Genomic DNA, 19,172 nt, shown 5'->3' on the forward strand with positions numbered 1-19,172 from the left:
TCTTACGGAGGTGCCCCTACCATGCGAGCATCCATATTCCTTCTTGCCGGACTCCTGTTCCTCGGCGGGTGCGAATCTGCGGATCGAGTGCTCACCAATACTGAACGAGTACTCGGCAGTCGTACCGGACGGACCGTCCTCGACGTGGCCACTGGTAAGGACCCAAAGCAGATCCTGAAAGAGCGTGTCGATGCCTACCAGCGTGACCCCGAGGCCGTCATCAGAGATTTGCGGACGGTTCAGCGTGATTTCAACACGATCATGACCGCCCTGACAGGCAAGGTCCGACAGACCTGGGGTGAGAAAGAAGTCAAGGTTCCGGAACAGAAGAAATACGTCAAATATACCCAGAACTATATGAGCCGGACGATCGTGGATTTCGACAACGGAACAATCCTGGTAGAAACACTGGACGACAAGGCCCCGAAGGAGAGTTTGAAGAACGCGATCGTCACAACCTTGCTCACACCAGACGATCCGCGCTCCGTCGATCTATTTTCCGACAAGCCAGTCACCCTGACCAGTGACCATGCGCCTTATTTACTTGGACTGGTGCTGGATCAGGAGGGACAGCCGATCCGCACCCCAGCTCAAGCGGAAGCCTTTGCGACATCCAGTCTCGAGAGCGCCAAGGGAAGGTCGGTGGACCAGAACGGTGTCACAAAACAAGCGCTGATTGCCGAAATCAAAATGGTGGCGAACTTCACGAATAAACAAGCGGACAAATATCGAGCAACCGTGACCAGATTTGCGGAGCAATTCAAGATCAGCCCAAGCCTCATTTTTGCCGTCATACGAACGGAAAGCAATTTCAACCCGTTTGCCGTGAGTTCCGCCCCTGCCTTCGGTCTGATGCAGCTGGTTCCAACCAGTGGAGGCCGAGATGCGTACCGAAAAGCAAAGGGGAAAGATACGATTCCCTCGCGCGAGTACCTGTTCGACCCAGAGAACAACATCGAGCTCGGCAGCGCCTATCTCAACGTGCTGTCGTACAATCTGCTCGAGCAGGTCGATAATGAAGTCTCACGAGAATATTGTGTCATCTCGGCGTATAACACCGGAACGGGAAATGTCTTCAAGGCGTTTGCTGGCAACTCCACATCTGCCATCAATCAAATCAACGGGCTCGAGCCTCCGGCCGTCTACGACCGGTTGCGCGCCAATCTCCCATATCAAGAGACCAGAGATTATCTGGTGAAAGTTGTGGGATTTCGCAAGCAATTTGTCTCGCTGGCAGATGGCCCTAGGCGGTGACTCCTCAGCAGCGGTCAACGCGTTCAGTCATCACACTCGACCGCCGGAGACTCAGGCGGTCAATCCGGCCCCAGGCTTCGACTGATGGGTCATGAAGGCCTGAAGGTGTTGGTTGTCATGAGCAGACAACCCCTCAAACTCTACTCCATAAATCTGTTCCTTGCCCCATCGCACGGTCGCGGTTTCGATGACCATCGACGCTGACTGATTCGGCAATCGCAACTGCATGGCAATACGGTCGCCTGGCGTAATGACCGCCTCTGTCATGACCCGCACCCCTTTTTCCGACACATCATAGATGATGCCTAGCCCTTGTTCGACCACTCCCTTTTTCAGGCGCCCCACACGCGCAAACGAACAAGGAAACGGAGCCGACACGCGGACACGAGGATATCGTCGCAACTGAGGCACACTTCGACCACTGCTTGAAGTGAAGTCTGAATCATCCATGATCATTTACTCCTCCTCCCCTGTCGCATTCATGTACTCAGCCAACCGCCGTGACACCGCCTCGGACACTCTCGTGAATGCAAGCCCATGAAATTGCTGATACCTCCAGCACACGATGGCCACGGCCACTTCTGCCGGGGGAGCGCTCTTGGTTAATCGAAGCGTGAGGGATACCTGGTCACCTGGCTCAATCCGAGCATCCGTGCTTAAGCACAACCCGCCGGTCGACAGATCATGAACCAGGCCGACATCATGCACGGACTTTCGAAACCACCAACCAGTGCCGATGGAGGAAAGAGAACAGGTGAAGGGTGTAAGAATCCGAACCCGAGGATATTGCCGAGGTGTACTTCGTGTCACACCAGCCGGTTGAATCGTCTGCATCATCCACCTCGTGAGAAATACTCTATCTCACGAGGTGGATTCTGCGAACTATTTTTCAACTTTACGGACGTGGTGCTGTCGTCGTCCCATGCGCCGAAGGTCTGGAGTGAGGCCTTCTCCGTCTGCGGAAAGACCGTGGTTGATCCTGTCGTTCTTCGCTCACAGCGGGACGTCCATTCCGGTGAATGTCCTGATGCTCGCGCGGACTCGCATGTGCGGGAGCCCCGCCTCCTGGCGCGACTGGAACGGTGAGTCCCAACAGACGCTCGATCGCACGAAGTTGTTGCGCATCCTCGCTGGTCACAAAACTCGTGGCACGACCGGTCGTTTTCATCCGAGCCGTACGGCCGATCCGGTGCACGTAGTCTTCGGGAACGTTCGGTAAGTCGAAATTGATCACATGACCGATATTGGCAACATCAATCCCACGAGCCGCAATATCCGTTGCCACCAACACCCGGAAGGCCCCCCGTCGAAAACCTTCCAGTGCAGCGCGTCGTTGTGACAAACTGCGGTCGCCGTGCAACACCGCTACTCGATGACCCGCACGATCCAGCATCCGCCCCACTCGATCGGCACGGTGCTTCGTTCGTGTAAAGACTAGCGCGGTATCTTTGTCGGCCCCCAAAAGCGACAAGAGAAGATCAGGTTTGTCGGCATGCGAGGTATGATGCACCTCCTGAGTCACTCCGTCGGCGGTCGTGGCTGATGGTGCCACCATGACGCGGACGGGGTTGTGGACGCTGGCTTGAACTAACCGGGCAAGATCCGCCGGGAGCGTGGCCGAAAAGAGCAAGGTCTGCCGCTCTTCCGGCAAGGCATCAAGGATCTGATTGATTTGAGGCGCAAAGCCCATATCCAACATCCGATCTGCCTCATCCAAGACCAACATCGTAATGGATGACAACAAGATCGTGCCGTTCCACATATGATCAAGAAGTCGCCCAGGTGTCGCCACCAGAATGTCTGGTCGCTGCCGCAAGCCTCGTACTTGGGCTTGCATATCTGCGCCTCCCACGATGACGGTCGCAGAAATACGCCGACTCCGACCAAGCTTCTCAATCGTGGTCAGGGTCTGCAAGGCCAGCTCACGCGTCGGCGCGAGGATCAAAGCCTTCGGCTGCCCTTTCGGTAAGGTGGACAGCCGTTCAATCATCGGAATCACAAACGCTGCCGTTTTGCCCGTACCGGTCTGGGCACATCCGATCACATCCCGTCCTGCCAGAGCGGGAGGGATGGCTTGTTCTTGAATGGGAGTTGGCGAAATAAACTTGGCATCGGCCAAGTCGTGTAAAAGAGCCTCAGATAAACCGAGGGCGTGAAAATTGCGTGAAGCAGACGTATCCACTAAACTATCCTTTCAGTTTGATCGCATTATGACGGGATCAGAGAACCGAGGGGAGAAACAACCGGGCGGGTGCCGCTCCAAACTGGACCTGGTCGCGATGCGATCGCGAAGTCCGTTATGGTTGAAGCATTTCTCTCGCCGGACTAGCACAAGTGAAATGTAGCATTACCATACCCTATTGGTCTTTGTGCGTCAACTCGTACGGAATTTGCTATCGGGCTCGCGTGCCAGAACGGGAGTCGACGACTCTGGGTCCTTCGCCCTATACCAAGACCATCTTAACATTCACCCGAGTTCGAGGTTTATGAGATAATCCTTCTATGTTTCTGAAACGCTGGCTCGTCGGAGACCCCCTTAAGACCGCTCAAGCAAGGCACGAACGGCTCTCCAAAACAGTCGCGCTTGCCATCTTCTCGTCAAACGCGATTTCATCCGTCGCCTATGGAACGGAAGAGATTCTACTGGTGTTGATTCTCGCTGGTCCGGCAGCCGTCGCCTGGTCGATTCCCGTCAGCTTCGCCATCCTGTTTCTCGTCGTGATGTTGACGATTTCCTACCGGCAAATCATCCACGAATATCCTGAAGGAGGTGGGGCCTATGTCGTCGCACGGACGAACCTGGGCGACCGTCCGGCTCTCGTGGCGGCTGCGGCACTCATGATCGACTATGTCTTAACCGTAGCGGTCAGCGTGGCCGCCGGTATTGCGGCCCTGACATCCGCCATCCCAAGTCTATTCGTTCACCGCGAGGCTCTTGGTTTGGTCGCTATTCTGTTCATCATCATGATGAACCTCCGTGGAGTTCGTGAATCCGGCAAGTTTTTTGCCGTTCCAACCTATTTTGCCATAGGCGCCCTTGGCCTTCTGGTGCTCGTCGGGACCATTCGATCTCTTGCAAGTACCAGCACAGTTCTCCCTCCCCCAACCCCTGTCGAGACAGAAGCGCTGACCCTGTTTCTCATCCTCCGCGCCTTTGCGGCAGGGTGCTCTGCCGTGACCGGGATGGAAGTCATTTCAAACGGAGTCAAGGCCTTTCGTCCACCGGAGCCACGGAATGCCGCGATCACCATGGTCTGGATGTCCGTGATCCTAGCCTCGCTCTTTATGGGTATCAGTTGGATGGCTTACCATAACGGCATTTTGGCCAAGATTGATGAAACCGTGATTTCCCAACTCGCTCGATTGACATTCGGTACAGGCCCCATCTACTACTCCATACAGATCGGCACCATGGCCTTGTTGGTATTGGCCGCGAACAGTGCCTTTGCCGGTTTTCCACACCTGGCGTCGATCCTGGCGCGCGATGGATTCATGCCCCATCAGATGGCGACCTTCGGGGATCGATTGGTTTTTTCGAACGGCATCATCATTCTTGGGTTCTTTGCCTGTCTCCTGCTTGTGATCTTTGAGGGCGACACACACGGGTTGATTCCCTTATACGCCATCGGCGTGTTTGCCTCGTTTACACTGTCTCAGGCCGGCATGGTGAAACAATGGCTTGTGAAGAAAGGGCCACATTGGCAGACGAAACTGATCGTCAATGGAGCCGGTGCCCTGACGACCGGTATTGCGACGATCATCATCGCCACCACCAAGTTCATGCAGGGTGCGTGGATCGTCTTTGTACTCGTCGCCATTCTCCTACTCATCTTTCAGGGCATCCGCTCCCACTATAAAGCGGTCAGCGAACAGATCGCACTGGACCGACGAGGGGAACGACCGCCGTTACCTCGGCGCAATATCGTCATTATTCCCGTCAGTGGAATGAATCGTGCCGTGGTGCGTGCACTGGACTATGCACGGAGTCGACCGGGCGAAGTCCGTGCTGTGTACATCGACGTGGATCCTCAAGAAAGCGCCAAGGTCAAAATCCAGTGGGCTCAATGGGGAGGCGGCGTGAATTTGATCGCGCTGTCGTCGCCCTATCGTTCGGTCCTGGGATCATTGCTGGACTACGTCGAGGAAGTCCTCGAGAAAGATCAGAACAGCTGGGTGACCGTCGTGATCCCGGAGATCCTACCGGCACGATGGTGGCAGAATATCCTCCATAACCAACGAGCGCTCATGCTCAAAGCCTCACTGCTGTTCAAAGAGCGGGTGATTCTCATCGATGTCCCCTACCATTTGACGCGATGACAATGCGTCGTGACGCCCGGCGTCGGATCTCTCACCTCGTTCTCGTCACCGCGTGCCTTGCACTGGCACCTCCGGTTCATGCCTTCCAAATCACCGAGCCACCAGAAGGCGCCACGCTCGCTGCTGGAACGACCGTTACAGCGCGTGTGAATTTGGGCAAAGACGCCGGTATCATCAAGGTCCGCTACTATTGGTACGGTGAGCGAGATGAGGTCTTGGTTGAACAGGATGACTCAACCGCCACTGGCTCCATCGTGGCGCCGGTCGCCATGATCGGATCCATCGAACAGGACCCACCGTTTGGTGGACCACTCAACGTGCCACACGACACGATCGGGCCGATGCGTCTCTTGGCAGTGGCTGAGATTTCCCGTGGACGATTGGGAACCAGATCCGTGTTTGATGAAGTGATGGTGAACGTTGCCCCCCCTGCGGCTCTCACCGCCATTGATTTTGAAACGGAGAAGCCGTTGCAATTGGGACGAGCCGGACAATCGTCGGCCTTCGGCCACGTAGACTCGATGGGAAAGGTGTTCGAACTCCCCGTGATTGGAGAATTTGCCGATGGAGTCGCCCGGCGCATCAGCTCTCCAGCCAGCGGAACGAGTTATATCTCCTCCAATAGTACGGTCATCAAAGTCCTAGGTGATGGCCTCCTGCAGATCGTCGGGAATGGAAAAGCCACCATCACCGTCTCCAATCGTGGTAGGCGAACCACGCTTGATGTCGACGTGAATGTGAACGATGAACCGAATGAGCCTCCGCTTGCAGATGCAGGAGCGAACAAGTCGGTCAAGGCCGGTTCCAGAGTGAAGCTCAGCGGCCTAAAAAGTCGAGACCCGGAAGGCGAAGCGCTCTACTATAGTTGGAGCCAAGTGCGCGGCAACAAGGTCCCGCTCCTCGATGCCAACAACTCAGAGGCTTCCTTCCTCGCCCCAACCGTCTCAGAGCCAAGGACCTATCGCTTTAAGCTGCGCGTGACGGATAAGAAGGGAGCGGACAGTCTGCCGGCGTTTGTGGATGTGAGGGTGGAGCCATGAAGGTCTTGATAGCTGAAGACTGATGCAGGAAGCATAGAAGTCACGGTTTCGTTTCATGCCGCTGCGAACGGATCATGCGGAAGTACGTCGAGCTCTATCATCATCTCTCATGATGCGCAGCAGCAGTCACCTGGCCAGCCGTTTAAACATGGGCCCGTACGGGTTTCGCAATTCCCTCAGAACGGATTTCATCCTCGCTTGACCAACCCTTACCTTGACCTTCAGCCTTGTCGATTTCCCTTTTCTGGAATGCTCATCACGACCGCACATTATACTTTCCTTGCCCAGAGGATTGGACAGCTGGCCAGGGTTAGTTGAGTGATTCGCTTCCCTGAGCTAAGACATATCATGAGCGCGATTGCCAATCAGTAGGCTCGCCTCATGTTGATTTAACTCTGACACTGTATCAGGGGAGGATGAAGAGATTCATGCTCGAGGTTTGCACATCGTTACGGAACAAAGTAGATCATTACTTGTCTACCATTCCTCCTCCCCGCACACACCAGACTTTGAAGGTGGAGGCTTTACTGGTCATGTGGACATGGCCATTGCTCAAGTGGAGGTGCCAGGCCTTTGAGGATTCACCATCTGAAGAAACTGACCAATAGAAGCCAGCGGGGTTATTCAGAAAGGGATGGCCGGCGGGAAGCATCGCCTCAGAATCCTGGACAGATGGGTCAAGTAGGCTGGTCAGTTCCACAATCGATGGTAACCTCCACCCTCTCTGGCCACCAATCGCCTTATTCAGACAAGAAGACCTAGCCGCCTTCCAATCCGTGCGTGCCGTTGATGGAGACCGCTCCCAGAGCAAACCCGTGTCTTGATCCAATACCGCCTCACTGTTGAAGTTTGCCAGCACGATGAACCGCGCCTCCGTGGGCAGGGTTCGATTCCACGAAACGACGGAGGGAGATGACCGATCTAGCGTAGGTTGGGCCTGCCCCCCATCTGCCAGACCGACCAAAACGACAAGGGCGCTTCCCACGATGACTCTCTTGGTGATTCGCCTACGCTTAGATTCCACTGACCCCCTCCTGCGTTCCACGATAAGAGCGACACATCACGCCAGTCCGCTTGCATCAATCGCTTGGCAAAATTTGCGGTACGGTGGGTAAGAGAGCTATACCTACGTGGAAGGCCACGTGCGATCTTTGGCTAGGCGCCCTGCTTCGCCTTGCCTCGCGCAACCAGGGCAACCACCTGGAGCAGCTTTTCAACCCGGGCTTTGTACTGATTCATGAATTGGGCGGTCCACATCGAGTTGTATTCGATGGCTGCGCTCTTCTTCATCCCGGCATCCTTTTCACCAACAGGAGAAGAGTAGTGCGCAATCAGGCGATCCAGTTCCTCCTCGCCAAAGTTTCTCGAATAGGCCTGCTTGAGATGATCGTGGAGGGTTTCCACCCTCCCCATTGACTGCCTGATGTCTTTCAGAAAGGCATCGAGCAGCCGTTCGATTTCTTTCTTCGTGTCACCGGACACATTGGGATAGCTGACCGCGATGGACTTTCGGATCTGTTGCTCGTAGTCGCTGACATATTTTTGGGTAAGTGACTCGTACTCTGATTCCAGTTCTGAAACTCGGATCAGTGTCAGCAACTTCTCAATCTTGATGGACTTGGAGTTCTCAATCGTGGCGGCCTCTGCCGCAGCCGATCCGGCAATCACTGTCAGGCTACAGAAGCACCCGAGTAGAGCAACCTGTGCAAGACTGCCATGCTGTCTTTTCTCCTGGTCGCGCATAGCTCTCACCTCTTGCGACCGAGTCTACTCCGATTAGACTGATCGTCAAGAAATAGAGAACCTTCTACGCTCCGGATTCACTCACGCGAATCGGCCCATAGCTGTGGCGAGCTCCTTGAAGTTCCCTGATGTGCCGGCGCAACGCAGGACCAAATGAAGACCGTTCGACATCACGACGAAAATGCCTACTGCTTCCCTCAATATGCGCAATCGCCGCGGCCAATTCCCGTACAAGTTGTTGGCCGGTACTGGTGAGCCACCCCAACTGTTGATCGGCATACTGCAAATCCAGCAGGGAATAGCGGACTGATTCCACTTCTTCCAAACAACGGAAGCACGCCCGTTGAAGGTCTCGCTGGGACAGTCCGGCTTGTTTCCATCTCACTGATCCAGTGTGTCCTGCCCCCCATGAGGCAAGATGCAGGAATAACAGCGCACCCATGGTAAAGGTGAACGTCGCGTGAAGAATGCCTCGCAAGGGCCTCAGACTGCGTCTCCAAGGAGAGTAGAAAATCTGCTGATTGTGATCCCCGCGATACATGACGTTCTTGCGCAGCAAGAGATTCAAGTGGTGATGGCTGTTCTCATGGATCACATCATCAATCAGATCGAGGTTGTCACGATCGAAACAATTGATAAACGAGAGGCCCGGTCGATGGCGGTAGCTGAAGCTGACCACACCCCTTGCGTGAAGTGGGATAATGCGGTTGGTCAATAGTGCCAGCACGTTATGCCCGTCAGGCCAAGCGAGTCGAATCGTCTCCCACGCACGAGTGATGCGTTCGACCTGTCGCCGATCAGTGGACTTCACTCTTCTTGGTTGTCGATCCTTTCCATAAACCAACGTTGGACCAACGGTGACGGGACCAGTCTTACTCTGAGCTGCGACTACAGGAGAGCGATAGGCCCAGTGCCATTGCCCGCTTTTTTCCAGCTCAGACCAGACCGGTAACACCATTCTGCCGATCTTTACCCGTATCTCACTGGACTCCACCCGAAAAACCACGCCCCCCGACGAGCGGGACAAGATCCGTCGCTTATTCTGTGGTGCCTGGCACCAAGCTCCCGCAATACCGGTGGCGATGGCTCCCGGAAGTTCCGCCTTCTCAAACTGATCCTGTAGACTTCCCGGTACATCCCACCGGGCCATCTTTTGCCGCCGCATCCATGTGACCGACAAGCTCGGGTCAAACCAGAGAGCCTCTTGCGCCAGCTCCCCCGCCAAGCGTCGACACAGTGCAAACACCCTCTTTCCCAGACCACGTGCTTGTGGACGCCCGCTTGGGAACACATCGTTGAAGTAGCCGTGTTCGAAAAACTTCTCCTGGCATTCGTCAAACAGCTGCACGGAAAAATCCGTCCGATCCTGCTCTATGTTCAGTTGTTGATAGACGTCGAGGAAATACAGCAGATCATTCAGCGTCTCAATCCAGCCGACAACTTTCCATGTAGAATAGGACTCCAGCGGGAAGGCTAACCGGAGATGGTCAAAGAAGCTGGCTGGAAGCTTTAATTCCTTAGACAGGTCAGCGTAGTCAGCACGAAGTTCTCGGCACAGATCAGCATGCAGGCGGCGCATCGAGAGACGAAATTCATGTTGTAACTTGATGAGAGGTCGGGGATCAAGGAGATGCATAGCAAGACGATGGCAAACAATAATGGCAGGACTCTAGCGCAGCGGGAACGTGCGTGCAAGCGCGAAGCAAAGCAACCCACCATATTCCCTGTTAGTCAGACACGGCACACCTATCGTGAGTGCCTAGATATTCCTCAACAGCGTGGTAGTGCCAGCACCAGAGTTATACCTGACTGGCCGACAGGGGGACACCTCTCATGATATTGAATAGGACCGATCTGACACTGGTTCTCGCGGAGATCGTTCCAGTCTTACGCGGCGGCTGGATACAAAAGATCCATCAACCACAAACCCACACCATCGTATTGGATATTCGGGTGCCGGGTGAAACCCATCGGCTGTTGATCTCATGTGAACCGAACAGCGCCAGACTCCACCTCACCACTGGTTCCCATCTCAACCCGCCGACGCCGCCCCCCTTCTGCCAATTTCTGCGGGCCCACTTTCAGGGGGCCAAACTGGACGCAATCCAGCAGATCGAGAACGACCGTATTGTCGAGCTGCAGATGACCAGCAGAGATGGACCTCGCGTCATCATGTGTGAGTTGACTGGGCCCAGGGCCAACATCCTCGTCCTCGATACCGAACGCCGAATCCTGCGAAACCTCACGCGCCAGGGCACGGCGATCGGTCAAACCTATGCGCTACCACTCCAGAGCAACTCGGCCCCAAAACCGGCACCGAGCCGTTTCGCAGGTCACGCCGGTGGCGTGCACCCTGTTTCAGAAGCGATTGATGCCTATTATCGCGATCAAGAGTCCACCCACACCGTCGACCGAATTAGAGAAGAACGCCGACGTGTTCTCAAGAAATCGCTCAAGAAAGAGCAGCGATTGATCGAAGCCTGGCGAGGCGACCTCGAAAAAGCAGCCGCCTACCATGACTATGCGCGGTATGGCGAATTGATCAAATCCAATCTCGGGGCCATCACGAAGGGTACCGATCATATCGAGATGACTGATTACTTTGATGAGCAGCTTCCTACGATCACGATTCCACTCGATCCGATGAAATCACCGCATGGCAATATGGACGACTACTTTCGAAAACATCGAAAACATCTGGTCGCTGAACGGGAACTCAAACCTCGCATTGAACAAGCCGAGCTTGGTCTCGCGCGGCTGCGCCAAGAACTTCAGGACATTGAGCAAGAAACTTGGACTCCACCTGCAACACCCTCTCCCCGGCCGAGCGTCGCCGCCAGTACGAGAGCTCGTACCATTGCTCAGCCACGAGGCCCGTTCCGTCGATTTACCTCGACCGACGGGCTCCCGATCTTCGTTGGACGCAATGCTCGAGAGAACGATGAACTCACCTTCGGCCTGGCCAAGAGCGATGATCTTTGGCTACATGCACACGGAACGCCAGGATCACACGTCGTGGTTCGCCTGGAGAAGGGGACGGATCCTCCACCGGAAACGCTTCGTGATGCAGCAACCCTGGCCCTGCTTTATAGTGATCTGAAGAAAAGCGGCAAAGGCGAGGTCATCTACACCAGGCGCAAGTGGGTCAAAAAAGCAAAAGGACAAGCTCCTGGTGCGGTGATCGTCACCCAAGAGAAATCAGTACACATCAGTTTAGATAAGATCAGACTGGACGCGATCAAGAATCGGACTCGTCACAATTGAGGTGTATCGTACTCCTCCTTACAGCCCCGCTCGAGGCGGATACCGACCACATCGAATCTTGGCCTCACCGGATGTGCTGATCCTGCCTGAAAGAACGGTTTCTCTCGCCCTATCGTACGGACGGGACTATGATAGCCTCAAACGGTAGAGGACGCACATGACGGCAGAACAAACACAGCCACCGACCATTCTCATCGTCGACGACGATCTTCCGATCGTGAACCTCTGCAAGGCGTTTCTTGAAGAAGCGGGCTTCACTGTTCTGGGAACCGATGGTAGTTCGGAAGCGCTGAAGATCTGCACACAGCACAACGGACCGATCGATCTGTTACTGACAGACCTGGTGTTACCTCCACCAGGCTTTCAACTGGCCTCGGCCTCCAACCAATTCCCCCACGTCAACGGTCTTGAGCTGGCTGTGCGCGCAACGATGATCAGGAGCGGGCTTCACATCATTCTTATGTCAGGCAATCCTGACAAGGATCTCATGAGCCATGGGATCAAACGAGGAACGCTTCCGTTTCTCGCGAAACCGTTCGAACGTGATCGCCTGATTGCCCTGGTGAAAAATGTGCTCGCGCAGCCGGCCATACCCCTTGGAGTGGAACAGCCAGCCCGTGCCGCCAATGATGCTGAGTGGTTTGGTTGAACTCGGTGCAGGCTAAGGGTTAGACCAAGGCTCTCATTTACAATACGCGTCACAGTCTCTCTCGCTGAATCCTACTCTGCTACGGATGTTCCGTCATAAACCATCCGGCAATCGATAATCGCCGATGCTGACCAGCCGTGGCGTCCACTCGACACACTCGATGGAATCGAGGCACGGTAAACATCACCAAGGATCCCGGACGCGGCTCGATACAATGTGTCGGAACAAGGTCAGGCTGAGCCATCTGCTCACCTGATCGTGCGGCATAGATGATCAACTCCCCGCCCCAATCCGGCTGCCATTCCTCATGAAGATACGTGACCAGGGCGATCCGGCGTTGCAGGGTCCGACGCCCAGCGATAGGCCGGCCCTGATCCGTGTCATCATGGGTGAGGAGACAATCGCCTGCTGAGTAGGAATAGTAGCTGAATCCTAGATGACGCCCTATGATATTGGGAAAGGACTCGATGTAGTCCTGGAGGAACGGAAACTGAACCCTCGATAACAACCGCTGGCCTTCCGGCGGACCGATTTCTGCTTTTGCCCAGTTTCCAGATTGTGGAAAGTCTTCGCGGACATTGGGAAGATCCGAAAGACTTTTCCAAGCCGCTTGATTCATCCGGTCACGAAAGAACTGTCGCTCTTCCGCAGACCAGAAGTTTTCAACGACCAAGACCGGACTCCTCTGAAATGAAAATGTCTTGATGTCGTCAAGCGTTACTACTGATGGCATGCCATTCATGATCCCATCACGTATCCTAACATTGGAACCCTGTGAGATAGATCAATTCACCTACCCCAGTTATAAAAAAAGAGGAGCTGCCATACATGATGGCAGCCCCTCCGTCCAATGTCTGGAACCGATTACTTACCAGCGATCGCGCTTTCCACCGCCTCCACTGCGACCACCGCCTCCACCGAATCCACCACGCCCGCCACCACCACCACCACCACCTGTCCGTGGCTCCTGGGGACGTGCTTCATTGACTGTAAGAGTTCGGCCACCCATTTCAGACCCGTTGAGTGCCGTGATGGCAGCTTGAGCTTCGGCATCGGACGACATTTCCACGAAGCCGAATCCCCGGGATTGCCCGGTGAACTTATCCGTAATGATGCGGGCAGAAGCCACTGCACCATGCGCTGCGAATAAGTCACTCAATTGCTGCTCGGTCGCCGAGTATGGCAACCCACCGACATAGATCTTCGAACCCATTGGGGTTCCTCCTTTAGGATAATGACATTGTCTTGAGCACGAGGAACGGGGAAGGAGCGGGCCGAAGACGCGATCGATGCAGCGGCTTAGGTCTGACTTCCGACAAGATTCCCGGACAAGGCAACATCGACATTGTGGGCCTTCTCTGATAGTCACTCGGTATCGCGAGGCCCAGGGCGATACCAGTCAGAGCTACACTAGCATAGCGCTTTGCCGATTACAACCTTACTCTCCAACTCGAACCAGAAGCCCGTGATCTTTGCAATAGGCCATCGTCCGGTAGAACCAAGCAACCACGCCGAGCACCAGCACCCCGTTGAGCCCGATCGCCCAGGCCAGATGGCTAAGCGGCGCCTGCCCGGCCGTTAATACAGCCCGCATCCCCTCGAAAATATGTGCTGCCGGGTTCACCCACGCGATCCCCTGAAGCCAGACCGGCAAGACCTCCATCGGATAGAACACACAAGAAATCGGCTGAAAGAGAAAGACCATGCTCCAGGCCAAGACTTCTGCCTCCTGCCCAAATCGCATGATGAGCGACGTGGTAAACACGCCGATGATCCACCCGGTTACGACAAGGTTCACCACAAATGGACCGAGCCACAAGCCGATCATCAGGACGTTATAGGAATAAAAAACAAGGGCGCAGACCACCATGACGATCGAGACCGCCGTGACCTTCATGATGCTCATCGCCATCGTCGCCACGAGAAATTCGCTCGGCTTCAGCGGGCTCGCAAACAAGTTCATAAGATTGCGTGCCCAGAGCTCTTCGAGAAATGTGATCGTGATCCCTTGCTGCGCACGGAATAGGATATCCCAGAGAATGAGTGCTCCCAAGAAGAACGTCACGAACCCGGGAACCTGTGGTTGATACCGTGCAAGATACAAGGTGATGAATCCCCAAATCACAGGATCGAGAAACGGCCAGTAGAAAATCTCCATAATCCTGGGCAAGCTTCTTCGATAGAGGTACAGATGCCTGAAGATTAATGCCGTGACACGATGGAGTTTCATCCGCAGGTCTCATGTTTATGCTCATGGTCACAGCCACCGCATCCCTGATGGGTACCGAGGATTTCTCCCATCAGCTGCCTAACCCCGGCAACCATATGCGTCCCCGCCCGTCGACCATCAGGCATCCGCCGCAACCAGAGCCCTAATAACAGGATCGGCATCCCTAGTACACCAATCCCAAACGCCAGGTTCGCCCGTCCCCCCATCCACCAGAGAACCGCGACGACCAACGAGAGTGGGACCACCCCGGCAACTGTGCTTTTTAGAACAACCGGCCATCCACAGGTTCCTCGCGCACGTCCCTTCAGGCTGACCCCCAGCCAAAACAATCCCCACGCCGTGCTGACGGCCAATCCTCCCGAGACCACCCCGAGAACGAACTCGATGAGCGGATGCATCATGATGACAACGAAGCCGTTGATTCCCGAGCCAACTTCAAAAAGACCTCCTCGAGATCTGTTTGGCCGAACCGATCCACGATAGCCTGCGCCGTCCCCTCGGCCACCAACCGTCCACGCTGGAGAAAAATAATCCGATCTGACATTTCTTCCATCTCCCGCATATTGTGGGACGTATACAGAATACTCAGGCCCGACGATCGTTGCTCATCTTTTAACAGAGCCCTGATCTTGTACGCCACATCAGGGTCTAAGCTCGCCGTTGGTTCGTCAAGAAAGAGGACGCGCGGCTGCGTGAGAATGGCCTTGGCCAATGCCAGTCTCGTCATCTGCCCGGATGACAACTTCCTGGTCACTTTCCGTCGGAACTCTTCCATCTCGAGTTTTCTGACCACGTTGTCGATCCGCTGCGCCATATCGGATAGACCATACAACCTCGCCACCACCCAAAGATTTTCGTCGACCGTCAGCGCTTGCGGCATCGAGATGTAGGTGGACGAAAAATTGACCTGCTGCAGGATTTCCTCCCGATGCGTCGACAGATCCAGACCGAACACCTCAATCGTACCCGATGTCGGTGTGACCAATCCCAGTAACATCTGAATCGTGGTCGTCTTGCCGGCTCCATTGGGCCCCAACAATCCAAGAATCTCCCCCGGATGCATCTCGAACGACACGCCATCCACAGCCGTAAAGTCGCCGAAACGCTTCGTCAATTGTGAGACCTTCAAAACAGGATTCGGCATTGGACTCATCAAGTCAGGTCAGTCAATTAAACAATAGTGCGCCGCTGATCTTGTCGGAGATATGGCACGTGTCACACTTTCTGTTCAACACCTTGCCCCTATACTGAGTCGTTCCGTCATGACAGCGAAAACAGTCGTTGAGGGCTCTGGTGCGCAGGGCGGATCCTTCCGGATGGGTGGGATACCAGGGCTTGCTGTCGGCAGATACATGGCCACGTGGGATCACAATGGGATAGCCTTTGATTGGTGCATCATGTACGACACCGGCATGGCAGGTCGTACAGCCTTCTCCCTGTCCACGAACGGTGAATGCCTCCATATGTTGCCGATGGCCCACGACCAGCCCCACATCGTTCACCGGTAACGGAAGATCGCGAGGAGCAATCTCAGACACGCGAAGAATGTGTCGATGACAGCTCATGCACACTCCCGAATCAACTGTCGCTTTGAGATTGTGGACTTCTGTTGGAGTCCCCAGAAACGTGATAGCCGTATCTCTGGCGCCAGCCAAGACCTTGTCTGTAAGCCACCCCTGGAGACCTGGCCGCACATGGCACGCAACACAACTAATCTCTTTGTGAGAGGATTTGGCCCAGCTTTGGTAAGAAGGCGCGAGGGTGTGGCATCCGGCACAGAACTCAGGCTGATCGGTCAATGGAATCGCAATCCCCGCCAGAGCGACGGCTCCGACCATGACGGCCAATACCAGTGTGGTCCTAGCAGTCGAGTTCATGCTCCCGGCGTCGAAGGGGAAACTGCCGAATCAGAAGCTCAGCCACACCGACGACATCATCCAGATGCAACACAGGCACCGGAAGATCGAACGGCTTATCGGACACCACCGCAAGAAGACCGTCTGATGAGTAGGAGATTTCGCCTACTTGATCGCGCACCACAATGATCTTGGGATAGCCCTCGCTCTTCCATCCCTCTGCGATGATGAGATCATACGAGCGATCCAAGAAACGGTCTCGGACTTCTTCCACCTTGAGCTGTTCGGACACATCAGCAAAAAGGGCCAGACTCCCCTTCGAGACGACGATGACACTGCTGGCACCGGCGCGTTTATGACGCCAACTATCCTTGCCCTCCGTGTCAAGATCGAAGCCATGCCCTGTATGCTTGACGGTTGCCACGCGATAGCCCGCCTTCACGAGTTCGGGGAGCACGCGCTCAATCAACGTGGTCTTGCCGCTATTCGAGCGACCGATAAAAGACACGATCGGAATGGACATGCTGTGACCGTTCATTTCCTATTCTATTCACAACACGAGGGACGATGGACGACGGAATGTCCATGCTCTGCCTTGGATAGCCAGGCCTCACCGCTCAACAGCTGGACCGTGACCTCATCGCCGGGATTCACCCGCTCGACTTCCACCGGCACATCGATCAGACAATTGGCTTTGACCATTGATGTCAGAATACCGGAGCCCTGATCGCCCGTTGTCCGAACCTTGAACAGACCATCTTCTCGTGTCAGGATCCCTCGCAAGAAATGCCGTCGATCGGTGCGTTTTGAAAAAGTCCCCTGAAAGATGGCCTGCAACACCGGTCGTCCATAGGTCCGGCATCCGCTCATCTTCAGCAGCGCCGGTCTCACGAGCTGCTCGAACGTCACCATGGATGAGACAGGATTACCGGGAAGGCCGAAAGCCAGCTTGCCTTGAATCAAACCAAATGCCAAAGGCTGCCCAGGTCTGATCGCAAGTTTCCAAAAATTCATCTCGGCTCCGAGTTCCCGGAAGACGGCTTTGGTGAAATCATAGTCACCCATCGAGACTCCGCCGGACAGTACCAGGATATCGGCAGTCAACCCCTGCGAAATCTTTTCCTTGAGAGCGGCCGGTGTGTCCCGGGCAATGCCGAGCAAGAGCGGAACCCCTCCGGCTTCTTGCACAGCCGACGCGATCCCATAACTATTCGAGTTGATGATCTTCTCGTCACTGAACCGTTCATCCAGATCAGCCAATTCATCGCCGGTCGACAGGATCGCCACCCGCGGGCGCTGATAGGCGAATACCAAGGACTTGGCAAGAATCGCGAGCATCCCCGCCTCACCGGGACGAATTCTGGTCCCCTGTGCGATGATACAGTCGCCTTTCTTCACGTCCTCACCTTGCGGTCTGATATTGGCACCCTTCGGTTCCGGCTTCAACACACGTACCGACGCGGGTGTCGGCTCAGTGTCTTCGACCTTGAGCACCGTATCGGCCCCTCGGGGCATCGGCGCGCCGGTCATGATCCGGATCGCCTGCCCAGGGCCGACTGTTTTCGTCGGCATCGTCCCGGCTGGAACATCTTCGATAATCGAAAGAGTCACCGGCTTCTGGATAGCATGCTCCTGTTTGATATCCTCCCACCTCACCGCAAACCCATCCATGGCTGAGTTGTCCCACGGAGGATTGTCTCGCTCTGCCACGATGTCTTCACCCAGCACACGACCCAAGACATCCAGAATCGAGACCTTTTCAACTCCCAACACCGGTGTCGCATCAAGCACGATCCGTTGCGCTTCATGGAGTTGGGTCAATCCGTTCATGGCATCGGTCGCTTTCACTGGCTGAATCCTCTCATTGGCCCAGCAGTCGGCTTTCCCACTTTCAGGAGCGACGTCCCTTTCTTACAGAACGCTTCGACCTGATTGGCAATCTGGTGATAGGCCTCCGCCGTGGGTGTATCGGAATTGAAGAGCGCGAAGGGTTCCCCGGCATCCGATTGTGTGACCACGTCCGGATCGAGCGGAATTCGTCCCAAGAACGGAACGCCCATATCGCTCGCGGAAGCTTCCCCACCGCCCCTTCTGAACACATCGATATGCGTATGGCAGTGTGGACACTCTAGCCCACTCATGTTTTCCACGATGCCGATGATCGGCACATCACTATCCTTACAAAACGTCACCGATTTTCGCGAATCAAGCAAGGCCACTTCCTGAGGAGTCGTGACAATGACGGCCCCACTGACCTGGCCGAGCAAATCGATCGTGGTGACTGATTCGTTGCCCGTCCCTGGAGGAAGATCGATCAGGAGAAAATTCAGATCTTGCCAATCGACTCCACCCAGAAGCTGATTGATGAATTCATACTTATAGGCATCTCGCCAGATGATGGGATCATCCGAGTTCTGCAACAGAAACGACATGGAGGCAATTTTCAAATTGTACGCCTGAAAAGGAATAATCCCGCCGGAGGTGCTGATCTTGAGCTTCTGTCCTTCGGCTCCGACCATCTTGGGAATATTGGGACCATGGATGTCCATATCGCAAATCCCGACATGCCATCCTTTGAGCGCCAAACTCACCGCAATGTTCGTGGTACAGGTACTCTTCCCCACACCACCCTTGTTGCTCATGATGAGTACCTTGTACTCGATCCGCTCCATTCGCTTGGCTACCAGCCAGCGGCTATGTCCTTCCTTATCCTTTTGACATTGTTCCGTTTCATCACAGATGGCGCAGGCCCACATATAGGTGCAGGCATCTCCGCTTCCACTGGTATTGATCACATTGAGTTCACGTGCCATGGTCTA

At 55.0% G+C, this 19,172-nt stretch carries 20 protein-coding genes; 5 read left to right on the forward strand and 15 right to left on the reverse strand.

All coding sequences use genetic code 11. The features are described from left to right. Positions 1 to 21 precede the first annotated feature (21 nt). The gene (locus COMA1_RS16145) at positions 22 to 1,254 is read left to right on the forward strand and encodes a murein transglycosylase domain-containing protein (protein WP_090750426.1); all 1,233 of its coding nucleotides are present in this window, start codon (positions 22 to 24) and stop codon (positions 1,252 to 1,254) included. Between the two features lie 51 nt (positions 1,255 to 1,305). On the opposite strand, the gene COMA1_RS16150 is transcribed toward COMA1_RS16145, so the two are convergent. From COMA1_RS16150 to COMA1_RS16160, 3 genes are read right to left on the reverse strand one after another with little or no spacing between them, the layout of a single operon-like run. Beyond that, positions 1,306 to 1,704, reverse strand: a complete 399-nt coding sequence (locus COMA1_RS16150) for a PilZ domain-containing protein (protein ID WP_176698118.1) — start codon at positions 1,702 to 1,704, stop codon at positions 1,306 to 1,308. A 6-nt stretch (positions 1,705 to 1,710) separates the two neighbouring features. Continuing rightward, the gene (locus tag COMA1_RS16155; protein WP_090750430.1) at positions 1,711 to 2,091 is read right to left on the reverse strand and encodes a PilZ domain-containing protein; all 381 of its coding nucleotides are present in this window, start codon (positions 2,089 to 2,091) and stop codon (positions 1,711 to 1,713) included. Positions 2,092 to 2,149: 58 nt separating this feature from the next. Further along, complete coding sequence (locus COMA1_RS16160; RefSeq protein WP_090750432.1) at positions 2,150 to 3,436, reverse strand: DEAD/DEAH box helicase; 1,287 nt, start codon at positions 3,434 to 3,436, stop codon at positions 2,150 to 2,152. Positions 3,437 to 3,756: 320 nt separating this feature from the next. Between COMA1_RS16160 and COMA1_RS16165 the strand changes: the two genes are divergently transcribed. Next, complete coding sequence (locus tag COMA1_RS16165) at positions 3,757 to 5,571, forward strand: APC family permease (RefSeq protein WP_090750435.1); 1,815 nt, start codon at positions 3,757 to 3,759, stop codon at positions 5,569 to 5,571. Positions 5,572 to 5,573: 2 nt separating this feature from the next. After that, entirely contained in the window at positions 5,574 to 6,611 is a 1,038-nt protein-coding gene (locus tag COMA1_RS16170) for a PKD domain-containing protein (RefSeq protein ID WP_090750437.1), read from the forward strand. Between the two features lie 469 nt (positions 6,612 to 7,080). Here COMA1_RS16170 and COMA1_RS16175 read toward each other — a convergent pair whose 3' ends face one another. The 3 genes from COMA1_RS16175 to COMA1_RS16185 all read right to left on the reverse strand — a co-directional run bounded on the left by COMA1_RS16175 (position 7,081) and on the right by COMA1_RS16185 (position 9,933). Next, complete coding sequence (locus COMA1_RS16175) at positions 7,081 to 7,635, reverse strand: Lcl C-terminal domain-containing protein (RefSeq protein ID WP_176698119.1); 555 nt, start codon at positions 7,633 to 7,635, stop codon at positions 7,081 to 7,083. A gap of 131 nt (positions 7,636 to 7,766) precedes the next feature. Continuing rightward, positions 7,767 to 8,354 carry a DUF2059 domain-containing protein gene (locus COMA1_RS16180; RefSeq protein WP_090750441.1) on the reverse strand — a complete coding sequence of 196 codons (588 nt, stop codon included), beginning with the start codon at positions 8,352 to 8,354 and terminating at the stop codon, positions 7,767 to 7,769. A gap of 64 nt (positions 8,355 to 8,418) precedes the next feature. Then, positions 8,419 to 9,933 (reverse strand): aKG-HExxH-type peptide beta-hydroxylase, encoded by a 1,515-nt coding sequence (locus COMA1_RS16185; protein WP_176698120.1) that lies wholly within the window; start codon positions 9,931 to 9,933, stop codon positions 8,419 to 8,421. A 254-nt stretch (positions 9,934 to 10,187) separates the two neighbouring features. On the opposite strand from COMA1_RS16185, the gene COMA1_RS16190 reads away from it, so the two are divergent. Next, positions 10,188 to 11,618 (forward strand): Rqc2 family fibronectin-binding protein, encoded by a 1,431-nt coding sequence (locus COMA1_RS16190; RefSeq protein ID WP_090750444.1) that lies wholly within the window; start codon positions 10,188 to 10,190, stop codon positions 11,616 to 11,618. Between the two features lie 157 nt (positions 11,619 to 11,775). Continuing rightward, entirely contained in the window at positions 11,776 to 12,267 is a 492-nt protein-coding gene (locus tag COMA1_RS16195) for a response regulator (protein WP_090750446.1), read from the forward strand. Between the two features lie 79 nt (positions 12,268 to 12,346). Here the strand turns inward: COMA1_RS16195 and COMA1_RS16200 are convergent, their stop codons facing one another. The 9 genes from COMA1_RS16200 to COMA1_RS16240 all read right to left on the reverse strand — a co-directional run bounded on the left by COMA1_RS16200 (position 12,347) and on the right by COMA1_RS16240 (position 19,166). Continuing rightward, the gene (locus COMA1_RS16200) at positions 12,347 to 13,000 is read right to left on the reverse strand and encodes a 2OG-Fe(II) oxygenase (RefSeq protein WP_176698121.1); all 654 of its coding nucleotides are present in this window, start codon (positions 12,998 to 13,000) and stop codon (positions 12,347 to 12,349) included. A 135-nt stretch (positions 13,001 to 13,135) separates the two neighbouring features. Then, complete coding sequence (locus tag COMA1_RS16205) at positions 13,136 to 13,480, reverse strand: RNA recognition motif domain-containing protein (RefSeq protein WP_090750450.1); 345 nt, start codon at positions 13,478 to 13,480, stop codon at positions 13,136 to 13,138. Between the two features lie 225 nt (positions 13,481 to 13,705). Continuing rightward, a complete protein-coding gene (locus COMA1_RS16210; RefSeq protein ID WP_176698122.1) occupies positions 13,706 to 14,497 on the reverse strand; it encodes an ABC transporter permease in 792 nt (263 codons plus the stop codon). Further along, on the reverse strand, positions 14,494 to 14,898 hold the full coding sequence (locus COMA1_RS16215; protein ID WP_141654375.1) for a hypothetical protein: 405 nt from the start codon (positions 14,896 to 14,898) through the stop codon (positions 14,494 to 14,496). The genes COMA1_RS16210 and COMA1_RS16215 overlap by 4 nt, the downstream gene beginning before the upstream one ends. Next, entirely contained in the window at positions 14,895 to 15,641 is a 747-nt protein-coding gene (locus COMA1_RS16220; RefSeq protein WP_245631127.1) for an ABC transporter ATP-binding protein, read from the reverse strand. Before COMA1_RS16220 ends, COMA1_RS16215 begins: the two co-directional genes overlap by 4 nt. Positions 15,642 to 15,663: 22 nt before the next feature. Then, complete coding sequence (locus COMA1_RS16225; RefSeq protein ID WP_090750458.1) at positions 15,664 to 16,374, reverse strand: cytochrome c3 family protein; 711 nt, start codon at positions 16,372 to 16,374, stop codon at positions 15,664 to 15,666. Beyond that, the gene (mobB, locus tag COMA1_RS16230; protein ID WP_090750459.1) at positions 16,358 to 16,876 is read right to left on the reverse strand and encodes a molybdopterin-guanine dinucleotide biosynthesis protein B; all 519 of its coding nucleotides are present in this window, start codon (positions 16,874 to 16,876) and stop codon (positions 16,358 to 16,360) included. The genes COMA1_RS16225 and mobB overlap by 17 nt, the downstream gene beginning before the upstream one ends. 23 nt (positions 16,877 to 16,899) lie before the next feature. Then, entirely contained in the window at positions 16,900 to 18,201 is a 1,302-nt protein-coding gene (locus COMA1_RS16235) for a molybdopterin molybdotransferase MoeA (RefSeq protein ID WP_090750461.1), read from the reverse strand. Beyond that, positions 18,198 to 19,166: an Mrp/NBP35 family ATP-binding protein gene (locus tag COMA1_RS16240; RefSeq protein ID WP_176698123.1), complete on the reverse strand. Its 969-nt coding sequence runs from the start codon at positions 19,164 to 19,166 to the stop codon at positions 18,198 to 18,200. Before COMA1_RS16240 ends, COMA1_RS16235 begins: the two co-directional genes overlap by 4 nt. Between the last annotated feature and the right edge of the window lie 6 nt (positions 19,167 to 19,172).

Origin of the sequence: Candidatus Nitrospira nitrosa (assembly GCF_001458735.1) — a bacterium.
Classification (GTDB): Bacteria; Nitrospirota; Nitrospiria; order Nitrospirales; family Nitrospiraceae; genus Nitrospira_D; species Nitrospira_D nitrosa.

Excerpts from the sequence above, each read along its gene's own strand:
- COMA1_RS16220 (WP_245631127.1), bottom strand. The coding sequence starts at position 15,641 with ATGCCGAATCCTGTTTTGAAGGTCTCACAATTGACGAAGCGTTTCGGC.
- COMA1_RS16195 (WP_090750446.1), top strand. The coding sequence starts at position 11,776 with ATGACGGCAGAACAAACACAGCCACCGACCATTCTCATCGTCGACGAC.
- COMA1_RS16150 (WP_176698118.1), bottom strand. The coding sequence starts at position 1,704 with ATGGATGATTCAGACTTCACTTCAAGCAGTGGTCGAAGTGTGCCTCAG.
- COMA1_RS16170 (WP_090750437.1), top strand. The coding sequence starts at position 5,574 with ATGCGTCGTGACGCCCGGCGTCGGATCTCTCACCTCGTTCTCGTCACC.
- COMA1_RS16180 (WP_090750441.1), bottom strand. The coding sequence starts at position 8,354 with ATGCGCGACCAGGAGAAAAGACAGCATGGCAGTCTTGCACAGGTTGCT.
- COMA1_RS16155 (WP_090750430.1), bottom strand. The coding sequence starts at position 2,091 with ATGATGCAGACGATTCAACCGGCTGGTGTGACACGAAGTACACCTCGG.
- COMA1_RS16185 (WP_176698120.1), bottom strand. The coding sequence starts at position 9,933 with ATGCGCCGCCTGCATGCTGATCTGTGCCGAGAACTTCGTGCTGACTAC.
- COMA1_RS16205 (WP_090750450.1), bottom strand. The coding sequence starts at position 13,480 with ATGGGTTCGAAGATCTATGTCGGTGGGTTGCCATACTCGGCGACCGAG.
- COMA1_RS16225 (WP_090750458.1), bottom strand. The coding sequence starts at position 16,374 with ATGAACTCGACTGCTAGGACCACACTGGTATTGGCCGTCATGGTCGGA.
- COMA1_RS16165 (WP_090750435.1), top strand. The coding sequence starts at position 3,757 with ATGTTTCTGAAACGCTGGCTCGTCGGAGACCCCCTTAAGACCGCTCAA.
- COMA1_RS16210 (WP_176698122.1), bottom strand. The coding sequence starts at position 14,497 with ATGAAACTCCATCGTGTCACGGCATTAATCTTCAGGCATCTGTACCTC.
- COMA1_RS16190 (WP_090750444.1), top strand. The coding sequence starts at position 10,188 with ATGATATTGAATAGGACCGATCTGACACTGGTTCTCGCGGAGATCGTT.
- mobB (WP_090750459.1), bottom strand. The coding sequence starts at position 16,876 with ATGTCCATTCCGATCGTGTCTTTTATCGGTCGCTCGAATAGCGGCAAG.
- COMA1_RS16240 (WP_176698123.1), bottom strand. The coding sequence starts at position 19,166 with ATGGCACGTGAACTCAATGTGATCAATACCAGTGGAAGCGGAGATGCC.
- COMA1_RS16200 (WP_176698121.1), bottom strand. The coding sequence starts at position 13,000 with ATGCCATCAGTAGTAACGCTTGACGACATCAAGACATTTTCATTTCAG.
- COMA1_RS16215 (WP_141654375.1), bottom strand. The coding sequence starts at position 14,898 with ATGATGCATCCGCTCATCGAGTTCGTTCTCGGGGTGGTCTCGGGAGGA.
- COMA1_RS16145 (WP_090750426.1), top strand. The coding sequence starts at position 22 with ATGCGAGCATCCATATTCCTTCTTGCCGGACTCCTGTTCCTCGGCGGG.